We start from the raw sequence: 16,193 nt of genomic DNA, 5'->3' as shown, positions 1-16,193 counted from the left end.
TGCGAGTGGACCACGCGCGCGGGCGCAGTCGCGCGAAGCGGGTGCCCGGCGCCCAGTCAGTCCTGAGCGCCGGGGCCCAGCGGCACACGCAGGCGTGCGCGTCCGCCGCTCAGGCGGGCCGCACCACGCTGTGGATGATCGACGAGCCGGCGTAGTAGATCGACTCCTCGCGGACGTAGGCGCCCGGCTTCGGGGCGTGGATCATCATGCCGCCGCCGATGTAGATGCCGACGTGGCTGATGTCGTCGTAGAAGAAGATCAGATCGCCGGGCCGGGCGTCCGCGAGGGAGACCGTGGTGCCGGCGTTGACCTGGTCCCAGGTGGTGCGCGGGAGGCTGACGCCGGCGGCCTTCCAGGCGGCCTGGGTGAGGCCGGAGCAGTCGTAGGAGCCGGGGCCGGTGGCGCCCCAGACGTACGGCTTGCCGATCTGGGCGCGGGCGAAGGCGAGCGCCTTGTCGGCCTTGTCGGTGGACGTGGAGCTGGGCGTCGACGAGCCCGAGCCGGTGGAGCTGGGCGTCGACGAGCCCGAGCCGGTGGAGGTGCCGGTCGACGAGCCGGTGGACGGCGACGGCGAGGGGGACGCGCTCGCCGCCGCGTCCTTCTTGCGCTGGGCCGCTTCCTCGGCGGCCTGTTGCGCGGCCTGCTGCTTCGCGAGCTCGGCCGCCTTCCGCGCGGCCTCCTCCTGCTTGCGCTTCTCGATCGCGGCGAGCCGCGCCTTCTCCTCCGCCGTCAGCTTGGACAGCATCTCCCGCGCGGTGGAGAGCTTCGTCTGCACGGTGGCCTTGGCGGTCTTCAGCTCGCTCTGCGACTCGTTGAGCGTCTCCAGGCTCTTGGCGGCCTCCTGCCGCTTCTTCATGGTCGCGGACTGCTGCGTGACGTAGTCGTCGACCGCTTCCTTCTGACGCGAGGTCAGCCGGTGCATCAGCTGGGTCTGGTCGAAGTAGTCCTGCGGGGAGTCCGCGAGCAGGAAGGTGGCCGTGTCGGGGGCGGAGCTCCCGGTGCGGTACTGGGCCGCGGCGAAGGTGCCCAGTTCCTCACGAGCCTTGTTGAGCTTGTCCGTGCGCCGGGCCACGTCGTCCAGCAGCGTGTCGACCTGCTTGCGCTGCTTGCCGGACTTCTCCTTGGCCGAGTTGTACTTCTCGGTCGCCGACTCCGCCTGGCGGTAGAGGTCGTCGACCTTCTTCTCGACCTCCTCGATGCTCGGCTTGCCGTCGGTGGAGGGGGTGGCGTTGGCCGTCTGGGACAGCAGGGCCACCGAGGTGAGGGCGGCGGTGGCGAGGGCGGGGGTGCGTATGCCTGCTACGAGGGGGCTCGCGGGGCGCGACTTGCGGTGCGACGCCAAGAGAGGCGACTCCTTCCATGTTCCGCCTACCGAGTTAGCTGTCGGGTTCGGGCGGGTGGTTCGGAAGGGTTGCCCTACGGCCGGTCCCCGAAGGGAAGTCGGACCGATTCACCCCAAGGTCGGTGGGTCCCCGGCTCCGGCTGCCGCGAGGAGGCGCCGGACTCGGCGGAGGCCGTGCGGCCCGGCGACGTTCGCCGGTGGGGGTCGTACGGCCTGCCCGGAACGCTAGCCAACTCGTGTGGTCCCTGTGAAGGTTGATGTGCGATATGCCCGATACATTTTCGTGACCTTGACCATGGATTTCGCGCACCGTGGTCAATCCGGAGTGACATGCGGCGACTTGTCCGGAGCCGCGACGCCCGTCCGCTTCGTAGCGTTACCGGCTCGCTGGTCATGGTTCGGGCGCCGTGGCGGCGTGGAAGGTCGGCCGTTCACCTGGTGTGACGGAACGACTCCGGAGGGCGGGAAGGTGTCCGATGGCCGGATCTGGAAGATCCGTGGCCGCTGATTTCCGGGGTGGCCGCGGGTTGTCAGTGCGGCGCCCTAGACTCGGAGAGCGATGAGCAGCCTCTTTGACGAAAGCTTCCTGGCGGATCTCCAGGCCCCCCGCGGGCACGCGGAGGAGCCCCCGCCACCGCCCGAGGACGATCACGCTCCGGAGCCGATTCCGGACGATCTGTTCGGCGGGAAGTTCGACGTGCCTCCGGACCGGGACTCCCACTACCGCGACGGCGCCCCGCGCCCGGTGCTCGACGCGGCCGCGCTCCTGGAGGGGCTGAACGAGAACCAGCGTGCGGCCGTCTCGCACGCCGGCTCCCCGCTGCTCATCGTGGCCGGCGCCGGCTCCGGCAAGACCCGCGTGCTCACCCACCGCATCGCCCACCTGCTGGCCGAGCGGCACGTCCACCCGGGCCAGATCCTCGCGATTACCTTCACCAACAAGGCCGCGGGCGAGATGAAGGAGCGCGTCGAGCAGCTCGTCGGCCCGCGCGCGAACGCGATGTGGGTGATGACCTTCCACAGCGCGTGCGTGCGCATCCTGCGCCGCGAGAGCAAGAAGCTCGGCTTCACGTCGTCGTTCTCGATCTACGACGCCGCCGACAGCAAGCGCCTGATGGCCCTGGTCTGCCGCGACCTGGACCTCGACCCCAAGCGCTTCCCGCCCAAGTCCTTCAGCGCCAAGATCAGCAACCTGAAGAACGAGCTGATCGACGAGGAGGACTTCGCCGGCCAGGCGTCCGACGGCTTCGAGAAGACCCTCGCCCAGGCCTACGCCATGTACCAGTCGCGGCTGCGCGAGGCGAACGCCCTCGACTTCGACGACCTGATCATGACGACGGTCAACCTGCTGCGCGCCTTCCCGGACGTCGCCGAGCACTACCGCCGCCGCTTCCGGCACGTCCTCGTCGACGAGTACCAGGACACCAACCACGCGCAGTACGCCCTCGTGCGCGAGCTCGTCGGCACCGCCGAGCACCCGGTGGACGTCCCCCCGGGCGAGGGCGACCTGCCGCCCGCGGAGCTGTGCGTCGTGGGTGACGCCGACCAGTCGATCTACGCCTTCCGCGGCGCGACGATCCGCAACATCCTCCAGTTCGAGGAGGACTACCCGAACGCGACGACGATCCTCCTGGAGCAGAACTACCGCTCCACGCAGACGATCCTGTCCGCCGCCAACGCGGTCATCGAGCGCAACGAGTCCCGCCGCCCCAAGAACCTGTGGACCAACGCGGGCGCGGGCGCGCGGATCACCGGCTATGTCGCCGACACCGAGCACGACGAGGCGCAGTTCGTCGCCGACGAGATAGACCGTCTCACGGACGCGGGCGAGGCGAAGTCCGGCGACGTCGCCGTCTTCTACCGCACCAACGCCCAGTCCCGTGTCTTCGAAGAGGTCTTCATCCGCGTCGGCCTGCCCTACAAGGTCGTCGGCGGTGTCCGCTTCTACGAGCGCAAGGAGGTCCGGGACGTCCTGGCCTACCTGCGGGTGCTGGCCAACCCGGAGGACTCGGTCCCGCTGCGCCGGATCCTCAACGTGCCCAAGCGGGGCATCGGCGAGCGCGCCGAGGCGATGATCGACGCGCTGGCCCAGCGCGAGAAGATCAGCTTCCCGCAGGCGCTGCGCCGCGTCGACGAGGCGTACGGCATGGCCGCGCGCTCCACGAACGCCGTCAAGCGCTTCAACGTGATGATGGAGGAGCTCCGTACGATCGCCGAGTCCGGCGCCGGACCGGCCACGGTCCTGGAGGCCATACTCGAACGCACCGGCTACCTCGCCGAGTTGCAGGCCTCCACCGACCCGCAGGACGAGACCCGGATCGAGAACCTCCAGGAACTCGCCGCCGTGGCCCTGGAGTTCGAGCAGGAGCGCGGCGAGGACGCAGATACATCAGGGGCCACCGCCCCGGGGAGCACGCTGGCCGACTTCCTGGAGCGGGTCGCACTGGTCGCCGACTCCGACCAGATCCCGGACGAGGACGAGGACGGCTCCGGGGTCATCACCCTGATGACCCTGCACACCGCCAAGGGCCTGGAGTTCCCGGTCGTCTTCCTGACCGGCATGGAGGACGGCGTCTTCCCGCACATGCGCGCCCTCGGCCAGACCAAGGAGCTGGAGGAGGAGCGGCGCCTGGCCTACGTCGGCATCACGCGCGCGCGGGAGCGGCTCTACCTCACCCGCTCCGCTCTGCGCAGCGCCTGGGGACAGCCGTCGTACAACCCGCCCTCCCGCTTCCTGGAGGAGATCCCGCCCGCCCACGTCGAGTGGAAGCGGACGGGAGCGGCCGCGCCCGTGTCCTCGGGACCGGCGTCCGGTGTGGCGGCCTCGCTGTCCTCGTCCCGCTCGCGCTCGTCGGCGGCGGGTGCGTCCGGGTTCGCCACGAAGAGGGTCTCGTCGAAGCCGGTGGTGTCCCTGTCCATCGGGGACCGCGTCACTCACGACCAGTTCGGACTCGGCACGGTCCTCGCGGTGACGGGCGAGGGGGACAACGCGCAGGCGACGATCGACTTCGGCGACGCCAAGCCCAAGCGGCTGGTGCTGCGGTACGCGCCGGTGGAGAAGCTGTAGGACCCAGGAGCGGGCCCGCATGTGGTGGGCCCGCAGGTGGCGGGGGCCCGGCTCTATGTCGGGTCGAGGCCGTGGCTGCGCAGCCACGGGAGCGGGTCTATGGCCGCGCCACCGGCTGGGCGCACCTCGAAGTGCAGGTGCGGGCCGGTCGAGTTGCCCGAGTTGCCGGAGTACGCGATCGGGTCACCGGCCTTGACGCTCGTACCGGAGGCGACGCGGTAGCTGGAGAGGTGGCAGTACCAGGTCTCCGTGCCGTCCTTCGCCGTCACGATCATCATGTTGCCGTAGGCGCTGTTCCACTTGGTGGAAACGACGCCGTCGGTCGCGGACATCACGGTCGTGCCGTACGAGACGGGGAAGTCGATGCCCGTGTGCACGGACATCCAGTTCACGCCGGCCTGGCCGAAATAGGCGCTGAGCCCTTTCTGTAGAACCGGAAGCACGAACTTGGGACGCAGCCGCTCCTTGAGCGCCGCCTCCGCCGCCGCCTTCTTCTTCTCGGCCACCTGCTGGGCCTTGAGGTCGATGCGCTCCTGCGTACGGCTCGCGCGGTCGGCGAAGTCGTCGGCACCGGCGGAGAGGTTCTCCAGCTGGGTGTCCAGCTTGTTGTTGGCGGCGGACGGTTTCACCGACTTCGTCTCCGCGGCCGCGGTGGTGGTGGTGCCCTTGTCGCCCCCGGTCAGGCCGGCCACGGAGGCGGCGGCGATCCCGGCGACCCCCATCACACAGGCGGAGGGCACGGCCACGGTCATCAGCGCGGAGCGCCTGGCGGGCGTACGGCGGCGGGAACGCGCCGCGCCGCGCGAGCCCGCGCGGGTGGCCGGAGCCGGAGTGAACTCCTCCTGGTCGTCGAGGAGGGGCGCCACGGCGGGCAGCTCACCGGTGGAGGCCAGGTCGCCGTTCTCCTGAGACGTTTCCTCAAAGGAGTCGTCGTCGTACGGGCCGTCCTCGTAGCCGGCGTCCTCGTAGGAGGTTGCGTCGTACGTGCCGTCCTCGTAGGAGGTCTCCTCGTACGGAGTCTCCTCGTACCCGGCTTCTTCGTACGCGGCTTCCTCGTACGGGTGGTGCTCGGCCCGGTGGTGCTCGGGCTCGGCGGACACGGCGGCGCCGTCGGCGTTCCACTGCGTGGCGTCGTACGCGCCGGTGTCGAAGCTCTGCGTGCCCCATTCCCACTGCTGGGTGGGGCCGGCGGCGGGCTGCTCGGGCTGGAGCCAGGCGTTCGCGTCCCACTGGCCGCTGATGTCGTTGCCGGTGGCCTGCGCGGGGATCGTCCACGCGGTCGCGTCGTAGGTGCCGCTGTCGTAGGCGGCGTGGTGCTGGGCCGCGTACGGGTCGTGGTGCGCCGTCTGGTGGCCGCCGGTCTGCCAGTGCGTGGTGTCGTACGCGCCGGTCGCCTGGCCCTCGCCCGGGAGGTTGCCGAAGAGGGGGTCGCTCTCGAAGGTCGTCGTGGCGTGGGCGCCGGTCGCGAAACCGCTCGCGTCGTAGCCGCCGTACGTGGTGAAGTCGCCGTACGAGGCTTCCTGCCCGCCGTACGACGCGTAGTGCGTCGAGGCGGCATCGGAAGCCGGAGCCGGGGTGGTCATGCTCCCCGACGGGTGACGGTCGTTCACCAACTTCTCTTTCGCCTCGACAACAGGGGCTGCCAGAGCAGTGCGGCGACTGTACCCGGCGGTACGTGGGCGCGACAATCTTCGACAGGTTTCGTGCTCGAAGGAAACGGGCATTCGGCCGTGTTTCGGCGGACCTTGGACGCGGCTTTGGCTTTGTGTTCGAAGAACGTTCGATGTCCGGCGGCTGTCCGGCGGCTGTCGAGCGGCCATCCCCCGGCTAAGTCGGCGAGTCCGGGCGGCTGTTGTGCCGCCCGGACTCGCCCCTGAATGTCCCGGTTCCCGCCCTTGCGCTACGCCACGGTCAGGCCGTCGGCGGTCGCGCCGGCCTGCGGCTGCGGCTGCTCCCGGTCGAGCGCTTGCCGTATCCCGGTCGCGACGGCGGGATGCACGGGAAGGGCGAGATGCCCGATTCCTGTCACCTGCACGTTCTGCACGGTGAGGTCGGGATGGACGATGCAGGCGGTCTCCAGCGGGTCCATGAGGTGGTCGAGGTCGCTCCAGAAGCTGACGAACCGCGTACGGCACCCGGGCGCGGGCCGGGTCAGCTCCTCGATCACCTCCGAGTCGGGCCGCATCTGGCGCACGATCGGGTGGGCGTTGGCCAGCGGGGCGACCCGGGTGCCGGAGTGCGGGGTGCCGAGCGTCACCAGGGTGCGCACGCGCAGATCACCGCCGAGCCGCTGAATGTAATAGCGCGCGATCAGCCCGCCCAGGCTGTGCCCCACGATGTCGACCCGCGGGCTGCCGGTGCGCTCGCAGATTTCCTCGATGTGCCGGCCCAGCAGCTCGGCCGCGGTGCGGATGTCGCAGGTCAGCGGCGAGTAGTTGAGGGACTCGACGTGCTGTCCGCCGTGCTGGGCGAGATTGCGGCGCAGCAGGACGAAGACCGAGCGGTTGTCGATGAAGCCGTGCAGCAGCACGACCGGGAGCCCGTCCGGGCCCGGCAACTGTGCCGTGCCGTCCGGCGAGGGCAGCGGGCGGGCGGGGGAGCGGCGCTCCTGGGTGATGCCCGTCGGATACAGGACGAGGTGTCCGGCGAGGATCGCGATCTCCAGGGCGGTCGCCTTGAGGAGGGCCAGCGAAAGGCCCGTCAGTCTGGTCGGCAGGAGGCGCTGGCAGAACGGAACGAGGGGCTCCAGGGCCCGGGTGACCTTCATGGCCGACCTCCTGTCGGCACACTGGAGGACGACTCCGTCCCCCGTGTGCCCTCGTGGGAAGCCGGGCCCGCGGTGGTTGGAGGCACGTGGGCCCGCCCCACGTGCCCTTCGCGTTCCCGCGGACCACGCTGCGGCTCCCGAACGTGTCCCATCGTGTGATTTCCCCCTCGGTCCGCACCGCGAAACTGCCGCTTGAGGGATGCTGGAGATAACGTTCGTTCACTTCTCGGCGGGTGACGGGGCGCGCGGAATGTGCGGTACTTGTCGGTACGGATGGATGTAGTCGCTTCATGGAGGCAGTGATGGGTGTGGCAGCCGGACCGATCCGCGTGGTGGTGGCCAAGCCGGGGCTCGACGGCCACGATCGCGGGGCCAAGGTCATCGCGCGTGCGCTGCGCGACGCCGGTATGGAGGTCATCTACACCGGTCTGCACCAGACGCCGGAGCAGATCGTCGACACGGCGATCCAGGAGGACGCCGACGCGATCGGCCTGTCCATCCTCTCCGGCGCCCACAACACCCTGTTCGCGGCCGTCATCGACCTGCTCAAGGAGCGCGACGCCGCGGACATCCTGGTCTTCGGCGGCGGCATCATCCCCGAGGCGGACATCGCGCCCCTCAAGGACAAGGGCGTCGCGGAGATCTTCACGCCCGGCGCGACGACGACGTCGATCGTGGACTGGGTGCGGGCGAACGTCCGCCAGCCCGCCGAGGCGTAGCCCGGCCCCCTCCGCCCCGCGCGGGGACGGAGGACGGGACCGGTCCGACCGCAGCGGCGTCCGGGGGCTCAGCCCCCGGGGCCGGCAGCCGTCGCCGCCGGAGCCCGGCCGTGCCGTGCCGCGTCCAACTCGTCGGCCATCACGGCACGCAACCGCAAGGTCGTCATGAGCCGCTGGAACGCCTCCGCCCAGTACCCCCCGGCCCCCGGCGACGCGTCCTCCCGCTCGTCCGGCACCGCCAGCAACCCGTCCAGGCGGCCGGCCTCCACGGGGTCCAGACAGCGCTCGGCCAGCCCCATCACTCCACTGAAGCTCCAGGGATAACTGCCCGCGTCCCGAGCGATGTTCAGGGCGTCCACCACCGCCCGTCCGAGCGGCGCGGCCCACGGCACCGCACACACCCCGAGCAGCTGGAACGCCTCCGACAAGCCGTGCGTCGCGATGAAACCGGCCACCCACTCGGCCCGTTCGGCGGCGCACAGCGTGCCCAGCAGCTTCGCCCGCTCGGCCAGCGAGACCGCCCCCGGCCCGCCCGCCTCGGGCGCCGACGGCGCTCCCAGCAGGGCCCGCGCCCACACGGGGTCCCGCTGCCGCACCGCGGCCCGGCACCAGGCCGCGTGCAACTCGGCCTGCCAGTCGTCCGCCACCGGCAGCGCCACGATGTCCTGGGGCGTGCGCCCGCCGAGCCGCCCCGGCCACGTCCCGAGCGGTGCCGCCTCCACCAACTGGCCCAACCACCATGACCGTTCCCCTCTACCCGCAGGAGGTTTGGCCGCGACACCATCTCTCTCCATCCTGGTGTCGCACTCAAGGGGCGCCTCCACGACGATCGTCGGCGCGTCGCGCGTGCGGTCGAGCGCCACGCAGGCCCCGGCCCGGACCGCCATCCGCGCGGCCAGCGCCGAGTCCGGCAGCGCCGACAGCAACTCCGCCGCCGTCGCCCGTACGTTGCGGCTGCGGTCCGCCAACGTCAGCTCCAGGAACGGCTCGTCCTCGATGCCCAGGCCCGTGCGCAGCGAGTCGAGGAACATCAGCCGGTCCTCCGCCCGCTCCGTCGCCCAGGTCCCCGCGAGCAACTCGCGCGCGGCCGCCGGGCGGTGCGTGCGGATCGCGGTGAGGAGGGCGACCCGCTCGGCGAACAGCCCCTCCTGCCACAGACGCTCCACCTCGCCGGCGTCGTCGGGATCCGGCAGTGTCGCGCCGCCGCCCGGTGCCGCGCGCAGGGCGAACCGCCAGTCCGGATTCAGCCGGGCCAGCCACAGCGCCCGCGGCCCCGCGAACGCCAGCGCCGCGGGGCGCAGGTCCGTACGCCCCCGGGCCGCGTCCAGCAGCGCGGGCAGTGACTCCGGGGGCGCGGCGAAGCCGTGCGCGTTGGCCGCGGCCAGCCACTGGGGCAGCAGTTCCATCAGGTCCGGCGAGGTGCCCCGCCGGCCGCCGCCGGTGCCTGGGCGGTCGGCCAGCAGCAGGGCGAGGCGGCGCCCCGCGGCGGCGGGCAGCGCCGGGCGCGGGTCCGCGGGGGCCCGGTCGGGACGCCGCGCCGCCCGCGCCGGACGCAGCCCGGCCCGCCGCCGTACGGTCTCCACGGCCGCCGCGTCCAGTAGCGCCACCGGCGCCTCCCGGGCCGGCCCCGCGCCCGCGCTCCCGCCCGCGCTCGCCGCCGGGCGTCGGTCCGTGCCGAGCAACGCGGTGGTGACGAGGTCCTCCCAGACGCCGGACGCGGACGTCTCTGAGGGGGCGGAGGTCCTGTTCATGGGGTTCCTTTCCGGTACGGGCGCCTCGGTTGGACAGGATGCGGTTGGACAGGGTGCGGTCGGACGCGGGTGGGTGGGCCGGTCGGACGGTCTCCCGTGCCGGGGGATCGGCGCGGTGGTGCGCAGACGTGGCTCAGCACAGCGGCACCGCCTGTCCCGGCCCCTCCGGCCACGCCGTCAGCGGGGTGAAGCCGCGGTGGCCGCACTCGCCGAAGACCTTGACGGGGGCGCCGCCGGACAGGGCCACGAGCCGCCACAGGCCCGGGCGGGAGCGGGCGGACGGGGTCAGCGGCAGCGCCGCGTCCTCGTCGGCGTCGGCCAGCTGCCAGGACTCGCCGTCCGGGGTCGGTATCACCCGGTCCAGCGTCATGGGGACCGCGTCCAGCCACGGGTCGTCCCGCAGCGCCTCGCCGTACCGGGCGGCCGCCCGGGACGTCGTCACTCCCGGGGGCCGGATCGCGGCGGGCGCGGGCGGGGCGAACTGCTCGCCCAGGGCCACGCGCGGCTGACCGGAGCCGGGATAGGCGGACACCTCCGCCTCCAGGGCCAGCCCGACCGGCAGCGCCAGCTCGGGTGCCCGGCCTGCGGCGCCGTAGGAGAGGAGCAGGCAGGTGCGGTCCGACTCGGCGCCGTGCAGCCAGATCCGGCGCGTCGTCAGTTTCGCGTCCGCCGTGTCGTACTGGGCGAGGACCAGCCAGCGGTCCCGCACCGGCGGGCCGTCCGCCGACACGGGCAGGCCGACGCGGGAACGGACCGTCGCCGCGAGCCCCTCCGGGAGCCCGTCGCGGCGCAGCCAGCCCTGGTCGAGGAGGTGCAGCAGCGCGCACTCCTCCAGCAGCCGCACCGGCCAGCCGGGCCCGGAGCCGGGGATCGCCCCCAACTCCCGCACCCGTGCGGCCAGTCCGGGCGCCTGTGCGTCGACCATGCGGGCGGCCGTCTCCTCCCACAGCCCGTACCCCGCCTGCTCCGCCGAGGCGAGGCCGCCGCGCAGCAGGTCGGTCAGGCGCCGCTCCAATTCCGTGGCGCCCGCGCCGACCCGCTCGGCCCGGCGTTCCGCCCGGCGCCGCGCCGCCTCGGGGTCAGCGCCCCCGGAGGGGGAACCCGCGCCGCCCGCCGCCCGTTTCTCCTGCGCGCGCTTGCGTCTGCCCGCCAGCCATTCCTCGGCCCAGTCCGGCGCCTTCCCCGTCGGCACCGCGCCGTCCTCGCCCGCCCACAGCAGAAGCAGCCCGAGCGCGTGCTTGCACGGGAACTTGCGGCTCGGACACGTGCACTTGTACGCGGGCCCGGCCGCGTCCGCGATGTCGACGACCGTCTGATACGGCTTGCTGCCACTGCCCTTGCACAGGCCCCACACCGTCCCCTCGTCAGAACTTCCCGCCTCCGACCACGGCCCCGCCGCGGCGAGTTTGCTTCCCGCTTTGCGTGAGGCGGCGTCAGGCGCCAGTGCCAGCACCTGGTCCGCACTCCAGCGCACCCCCTGCTGAGTCATGCCATCGAAGGTAGATCCCGCCACTGACAATCGGCCTCGCGAGCGCGTTTGTGCAGGTCAGCGCGCATTGTCAGTGGGGTGGTGCACGGTGGATGCCAGACCGAACCGGCCGAGCTGGAGGGGGCCTCAGCCATGTCTGTGTCCGTGGAAACGACCACCGAAGAAGCAGCCGCAGCAGCCGCAACAGGCGAAGCAACCGGTGGAACTGGTGGAACCGGTGCGGCCGAGGCGCTGCGGCCGCACGCCGAGGACGCCTTCGCCGCCGAACTCGCCGCGCTGGCCGCGCAGGACGACCGTCCGCGCCCGGCCCGCTGGAAGCTGTCGCCATGGGCGGTGGCCACGTATCTGCTCGGCGGCGCGCTGCCGGACGGCACGGTGATCACACCGAAGTACGTGGGCCCGCGCCGCATCGTCGAGGTCGCCGTCACCACGCTCGCCACCGACCGCGCGCTGCTCCTGCTCGGCGTGCCCGGCACGGCCAAGACCTGGGTGTCGGAACACCTGGCGGCCGCCGTCAGCGGCGACTCCACCCTGCTGGTGCAGGGCACGGCGGGCACGCCGGAGGAGGCGATCCGGTACGGCTGGAACTACGCGCAGCTGCTCGCGCACGGCCCCAGCCGCGACGCCCTCGTGCCCAGCCCCGTCATGCGGGCCATGGCCGAGGGCATGACGGCGCGGGTGGAGGAGCTCACCCGTATCCCGGCCGATGTGCAGGACACGCTGATCACGATCCTGTCCGAGAAGACGCTGCCGATTCCGGAGCTCGGGCAGGAGGCGCAGGCGGTCCGCGGCTTCAATCTCATCGCCACGGCCAACGACCGCGACCGCGGGGTCAACGACCTGTCCAGCGCCCTGCGCCGCCGCTTCAACACGGTGGTGCTGCCGCTGCCGGAGAGCCCCGACGCCGAGGTAGAGATCGTCTCGCGGCGCGTCGACCAGATCGGCCGCTCCCTGGACCTGCCCGCCGCGCCTGACGGCATCGACGAGATCCGCCGCGTCGTGACCGTCTTCCGCGAGCTGCGCGACGGCGTCACGGCCGACGGCCGTACGAAGCTGAAGTCGCCCAGCGGCACGCTGTCCACGGCCGAGGCGATCTCCGTCGTGACCAACGGACTCGCGCTGGCCGCCCACTTCGGTGACGGCGTGCTGCGGCCGGGCGACATCGCCGCGGGCATCCTGGGTGCCGTGGTGCGCGACCCGGCGGCCGACCGCGTGATCTGGCAGGAGTACCTGGAGACGGTCGTCCGCGAGCGGGACGGCTGGAAGGACTTCTACCGCGCCTGCCGGGAGGTGAGCGCGTGAACGACTCCTCCTATGGGAGCGCGGCCGTGGAGGGGGCCTTCGACTCCGGGCCGTTGCTGCTCGGGGTGCGCCACCACGGCCCGGGGTCCGCGCGGGCGGTGCGGGCCGCACTGGACGCGGCCCGGCCCGCGGTGGTCCTCGTCGAGGGCCCGCCCGAGGCCGACGCCCTGATCCCGCTCGCCGCCGACGAGGGCATGCGGCCCCCGGTGGCGCTCCTCGCCCACGCCGTGGACGAGCCCGGCCGTTCCGCGTTCTGGCCGCTGGCCGAGTTCTCCCCCGAGTGGGTGGCCATCCGCTGGGCCCTCGAACACGGGATCCCGGCCCGCTTCATCGACCTGCCGGCCACGCACACGCTGGCGTGGGGGAGGGAGGAGGAGACTCCGGCAGGAGCCGACGACGAGGGCGAGGCCGGGGCCGACGCCGAGGCCGCGGGTACTGGAGCGCCCGCCCCCGCCGCCCTGCCCGACGTCCGTGTCGATCCGCTGGCCGTGCTCGCCGAGACCGCCGGTTACGACGATCCCGAACGCTGGTGGGAGGACGTCGTCGAGCACCGGGGTCCGGGCCCGCGGGACGCCTTCGCGCCCTTCGTCGCCTTGGAGGAGGCCATGGCGGCGCTGCGGGAGACGTACGGCGTGGGCGGGCACGACCGGGATCTCGTGCGCGAGGCGTACATGCGGCTGCAACTGCGGGCGGCGCAGCGCGAGTTCGGGGACGCCACGGCCGTGGTCTGCGGGGCGTGGCACGTGCCGGCCCTGCGGCGGAAGGCCGCCGTGTCCGCCGACCGGGCGCTGCTGAAGGGGCTGCCCAAGGCCAAGGTGGACATGACGTGGGTGCCGTGGACGCACCGCAGGCTCGCACGGCTCAGCGGATACGGGGCGGGCATCGACTCGCCGGGCTGGTACGGGCATCTGTTCGGCGCCCCGGACCGGCCGGTCGAGCGGTGGCTGACCAAGGTGGCCGGGCTGCTGCGGGAGGAGGACCGGATCGTCTCCTCCGCGCATGTCATCGAGGCGGTGCGGCTGGCGGAGACGCTCGCCGCGATGCGCGGTCGCCCGCTGCCCGGACTGACCGAGACGACCGACGCCGTGCGGGCGGTGATGTGCGACGGCTCCGACGTGCCGCTGGCGCTGGTGCACGACCGGCTGGTAGTCGGCGACGTGCTGGGCGAGGTGCCCGAGACGGCGCCCGCCGTGCCGTTGCAGCGCGACCTCACCCTGGCGCAGCGCCGGTTGCGGCTCAAGCCGGAGGCGCTGGAACGGGACCTGGAGCTCGACCTGCGCAAGGAGACCGACGCCGGGCGCAGCAGACTGCTCCACCGGCTGCGGCTGTTGGGCATCGCCTGGGGCGAGCCCGCCGAGTCCCGGGGCAGCACGGGCACGTTCCGGGAGACCTGGCGGCTGCGCTGGGAGCCGGAGCTGTCGGTGCGGGTCGCCGAGGCCGGGGTGTGGGGCACGACGGTGGTGGCCGCCGCCACCGCCAGGGCCGAGGCGGACGCCACGGCCGCGCAGTCCCTCGCCGACGTCACCGCGCTCGCCGAGCGCTGTCTGCTCGCCGAACTGCCGGACGCGCTGCCCGTCGTGATGCGGACGCTCGCCGACCGGGCGGCCCTCGACACGGACGTCGGCCGGCTCGCCGAGGCCCTGCCCGCCCTGGTCCGCTCCCTGCGCTACGGCGACGTGCGCGGCACCGACACCGGGGCCCTGGCCGAGGTCGCCGCGGGTCTCGCCGAACGCGTCTTCGTCGGCCTGCCCCCGGCCTGCACCGCCCTCGACGCGGACGCGGCCGAGGAGATGCGAGGCCATGTGGACGAGGTCCACGGGGCGGTGGGGCTGCTGGGGGAGGCGGCCACCGTCGGCCACGGCGACCTGCGCACCCGCTGGCGCTCCGTCCTGGGCACCCTGTCCCGGCGGGGCACCGTGCCCGGTGTGATTCGCGGGCGGGCCGTGCGACTGCTCCTGGACGAGGGCGAGTTGGCGCAGGACGAGGCGGCCCGGCTGATGGGGCTCGTGCTGTCGCCGGGGACGGCACCGGCGGACGGGGCGGCCTGGATCGAGGGGTTCGTGGGCGGCGGATCCGGCGGCGGGATGCTGCTCGTGCACGACGAGCGGCTGCTCGGTCTGGTCGACGCCTGGCTGACCGGGGTGCCGGCGGAGGCGTTCACGGACGTACTGCCGCTGCTGCGGCGCACGTTCTCGGCGTACGAGCCGGGTGTGCGCAGAACCCTGGGCGAGTTGGTGCGGCGGGGACCCGGGCAGCGGGGGAGTGCCCCGCAGGGGAGGGGGCCGGGCCTGCCCGGCTTCGACCCGGGGCCGGACACCGGGCGCGCGGACGCCGTGCTGCCGGTGCTGCGGCTGCTGCTCGGCCTGGATGCCGAGGAGGACAGGACGGCCGACAGGACCGCGGACAAGAACACCGACAAGACGGCCGACAAGACGGCTGCCAAGACAGACGACAAGACGGACGACAACGGCCTCGTGGGGGTGGGCACATGACGACCGGGACCGAGCCGACCGGGACCGAGCCGTCCGGGTTCGGCGACCCCGCCCGGGAGCGGCTGCGGCGCTGGCGGCTGGTGCTCGGCGGCGAGTCCGCCGACGGCACCGGCTGCGCGCTGAGCGGGCGGGACGCGGCGATGGACGGGGCGCTCACCGCGCTCTATGGGAAAGGGGACCGGCCGCAGACGGGGCGGGACCGTTCGGCGGGGCTCGGGGCCTCGGCGCCGTCCGTGGCGCGCTGGCTCGGGGACATCCGGACCTACTTCCCCTCCTCCGTCGTCCAGGTCATGCAGCGCGACGCCATCGACCGGCTCGGCCTGGCCTCCCTGCTCCTGGAGCCGGAGATGCTGGAGGCGGTGGAGGCCGACGTGCACCTCGTCGGCACGCTGCTCTCGCTCAACAAGGCGATGCCGGAGACCACGAAGGAAACGGCGCGGGCGGTCGTGCGCAAGGTCGTCGAGGACCTGGAGAAGAAGCTCGCCACGCGCACCCGGGCCACCCTCACCGGCGCCCTCGACCGCAGCGCCCGGATCAACCGCCCGCGCCACCACGACATCGACTGGAACCGCACGATCGCGGCCAACCTCAAGCATTACCTGCCGGAGTACCGCACGATCGTGCCGGAGCGGCTCATCGGGTACGGGCGCGCCGCGCAGTCCGTGAAGAAGGAAGTCGTCCTGTGCATCGACCAGTCCGGGTCGATGGCGGCCTCGGTGGTCTACGCGTCCGTGTTCGGGGCGGTGCTCGCGTCGATGCGGTCCATCAACACCCGGCTCGTGGTCTTCGACACCGCGGTCGTCGACCTCACGGACCAGCTCGACGACCCCGTCGACGTGCTGTTCGGGACGCAGCTCGGCGGCGGTACGGACATCAACCGGGCGCTCGCCTACTGCCAGTCGCAGATCACCCGGCCCGCCGAGACGGTGGTGGTGCTCATCAGCGACCTCTACGAGGGAGGCATACGGGACGAGATGCTGAAGCGGGTGGCGGCGATGAAGGCGTCGGGGGTGCAGTTCGTGGCGCTGCTCGCGCTGTCCGACGAGGGCGCGCCCGCCTACGACCGCGAACACGCGGCCGCGCTCGCCGCCCTGGGAGCGCCCGCCTTCGCCTGTACGCCCGATCTGTTCCCGGACGTGATGGCGGCGGCGATCGAGAAGCGCCCGCTTCCGATACCGGACACCACGTGACGCCGGTCGGTAAAAGGGACATGACTACCCATCGGTAACAGGGGGCTTGCGCAACCGCGGGCGTGCCGTGCAAG

Annotated in this window: 10 protein-coding genes and 1 riboswitch; of the genes, 5 read left to right on the top strand and 5 right to left on the bottom strand. The window is 72.8% G+C overall.

Annotated elements, in window-relative coordinates; translation table 11 throughout:
- Positions 1-109: 109 nt before the first annotated feature.
- On the bottom strand, positions 110-1,342 hold the full coding sequence (locus IPZ69_RS26930; RefSeq protein ID WP_235457101.1) for a C40 family peptidase: 1,233 nt from the start codon (positions 1,340-1,342) through the stop codon (positions 110-112).
- 8 nt (positions 1,343-1,350) lie between these two features.
- Positions 1,351-1,520: riboswitch (cyclic di-AMP (ydaO/yuaA leader) on the bottom strand.
- 381 nt (positions 1,521-1,901) lie between these two features.
- Here IPZ69_RS26930 and pcrA point away from each other — a divergent pair.
- A complete protein-coding gene (pcrA, locus tag IPZ69_RS26925) occupies positions 1,902-4,409 on the top strand; it encodes a DNA helicase PcrA (RefSeq protein WP_235457100.1) in 2,508 nt (835 codons plus the stop codon).
- 53 nt (positions 4,410-4,462) lie between these two features.
- Here the strand turns inward: pcrA and IPZ69_RS26920 are convergent, their stop codons facing one another.
- Together IPZ69_RS26920 and IPZ69_RS26915 are read right to left on the bottom strand one after the other, a co-directional pair.
- Entirely contained in the window at positions 4,463-5,992 is a 1,530-nt protein-coding gene (locus tag IPZ69_RS26920) for a M23 family metallopeptidase (RefSeq protein WP_235457099.1), read from the bottom strand.
- Positions 5,993-6,309: 317 nt separating this feature from the next.
- Positions 6,310-7,176: an esterase/lipase family protein gene (locus IPZ69_RS26915; RefSeq protein ID WP_235457098.1), complete on the bottom strand. Its 867-nt coding sequence runs from the start codon at positions 7,174-7,176 to the stop codon at positions 6,310-6,312.
- Between the two features lie 302 nt (positions 7,177-7,478).
- Between IPZ69_RS26915 and IPZ69_RS26910 the strand changes: the two genes are divergently transcribed.
- Positions 7,479-7,895 (top strand): cobalamin B12-binding domain-containing protein, encoded by a 417-nt coding sequence (locus IPZ69_RS26910; protein ID WP_235457097.1) that lies wholly within the window; start codon positions 7,479-7,481, stop codon positions 7,893-7,895.
- 68 nt (positions 7,896-7,963) lie between these two features.
- On the opposite strand, the gene IPZ69_RS26905 is transcribed toward IPZ69_RS26910, so the two are convergent.
- Positions 7,964-9,646, bottom strand: a complete 1,683-nt coding sequence (locus IPZ69_RS26905) for a DUF5691 domain-containing protein (RefSeq protein ID WP_235457096.1) — start codon at positions 9,644-9,646, stop codon at positions 7,964-7,966.
- A gap of 133 nt (positions 9,647-9,779) precedes the next feature.
- Positions 9,780-11,135 carry an SWIM zinc finger family protein gene (locus IPZ69_RS26900; RefSeq protein ID WP_235457095.1) on the bottom strand — a complete coding sequence of 452 codons (1,356 nt, stop codon included), beginning with the start codon at positions 11,133-11,135 and terminating at the stop codon, positions 9,780-9,782.
- Between the two features lie 132 nt (positions 11,136-11,267).
- On the opposite strand from IPZ69_RS26900, the gene IPZ69_RS26895 reads away from it, so the two are divergent.
- Genes IPZ69_RS26895 through IPZ69_RS26885 form a run of 3 tightly spaced genes read left to right on the top strand, consistent with a single transcriptional unit; the run spans position 11,268 to position 16,119 of the window.
- Positions 11,268-12,437 carry an ATP-binding protein gene (locus tag IPZ69_RS26895; protein WP_235457094.1) on the top strand — a complete coding sequence of 390 codons (1,170 nt, stop codon included), beginning with the start codon at positions 11,268-11,270 and terminating at the stop codon, positions 12,435-12,437.
- Positions 12,434-14,929, top strand: a complete 2,496-nt coding sequence (locus IPZ69_RS26890; protein ID WP_235457093.1) for a DUF5682 family protein — start codon at positions 12,434-12,436, stop codon at positions 14,927-14,929. Before IPZ69_RS26895 ends, IPZ69_RS26890 begins: the two co-directional genes overlap by 4 nt.
- Positions 14,926-16,119, top strand: a complete 1,194-nt coding sequence (locus IPZ69_RS26885; protein ID WP_235457092.1) for a VWA domain-containing protein — start codon at positions 14,926-14,928, stop codon at positions 16,117-16,119. The genes IPZ69_RS26890 and IPZ69_RS26885 overlap by 4 nt, the downstream gene beginning before the upstream one ends.
- Positions 16,120-16,193: the final 74 nt, after the last annotated feature.

Origin of the sequence: Streptomyces olivochromogenes (assembly GCF_021538895.1) — a bacterium.
GTDB lineage: Bacteria > Actinomycetota > Actinomycetes > Streptomycetales > Streptomycetaceae > Streptomyces > Streptomyces olivochromogenes_A.
This window is presented reverse-complemented; position numbering and strand designations above follow the sequence as displayed.

Bases quoted from the DNA above. Each gene is read 5' to 3' on its own strand.
- IPZ69_RS26920 (WP_235457099.1), bottom strand. From the start codon at position 5,992: ATGACCACCCCGGCTCCGGCTTCCGATGCCGCCTCGACGCACTACGCG.
- IPZ69_RS26915 (WP_235457098.1), bottom strand. From the start codon at position 7,176: ATGAAGGTCACCCGGGCCCTGGAGCCCCTCGTTCCGTTCTGCCAGCGC.
- pcrA (WP_235457100.1), top strand. From the start codon at position 1,902: ATGAGCAGCCTCTTTGACGAAAGCTTCCTGGCGGATCTCCAGGCCCCC.
- IPZ69_RS26900 (WP_235457095.1), bottom strand. From the start codon at position 11,135: ATGACTCAGCAGGGGGTGCGCTGGAGTGCGGACCAGGTGCTGGCACTG.
- IPZ69_RS26910 (WP_235457097.1), top strand. From the start codon at position 7,479: ATGGGTGTGGCAGCCGGACCGATCCGCGTGGTGGTGGCCAAGCCGGGG.
- IPZ69_RS26905 (WP_235457096.1), bottom strand. From the start codon at position 9,646: ATGAACAGGACCTCCGCCCCCTCAGAGACGTCCGCGTCCGGCGTCTGG.
- IPZ69_RS26885 (WP_235457092.1), top strand. From the start codon at position 14,926: ATGACGACCGGGACCGAGCCGACCGGGACCGAGCCGTCCGGGTTCGGC.
- IPZ69_RS26895 (WP_235457094.1), top strand. From the start codon at position 11,268: ATGTCTGTGTCCGTGGAAACGACCACCGAAGAAGCAGCCGCAGCAGCC.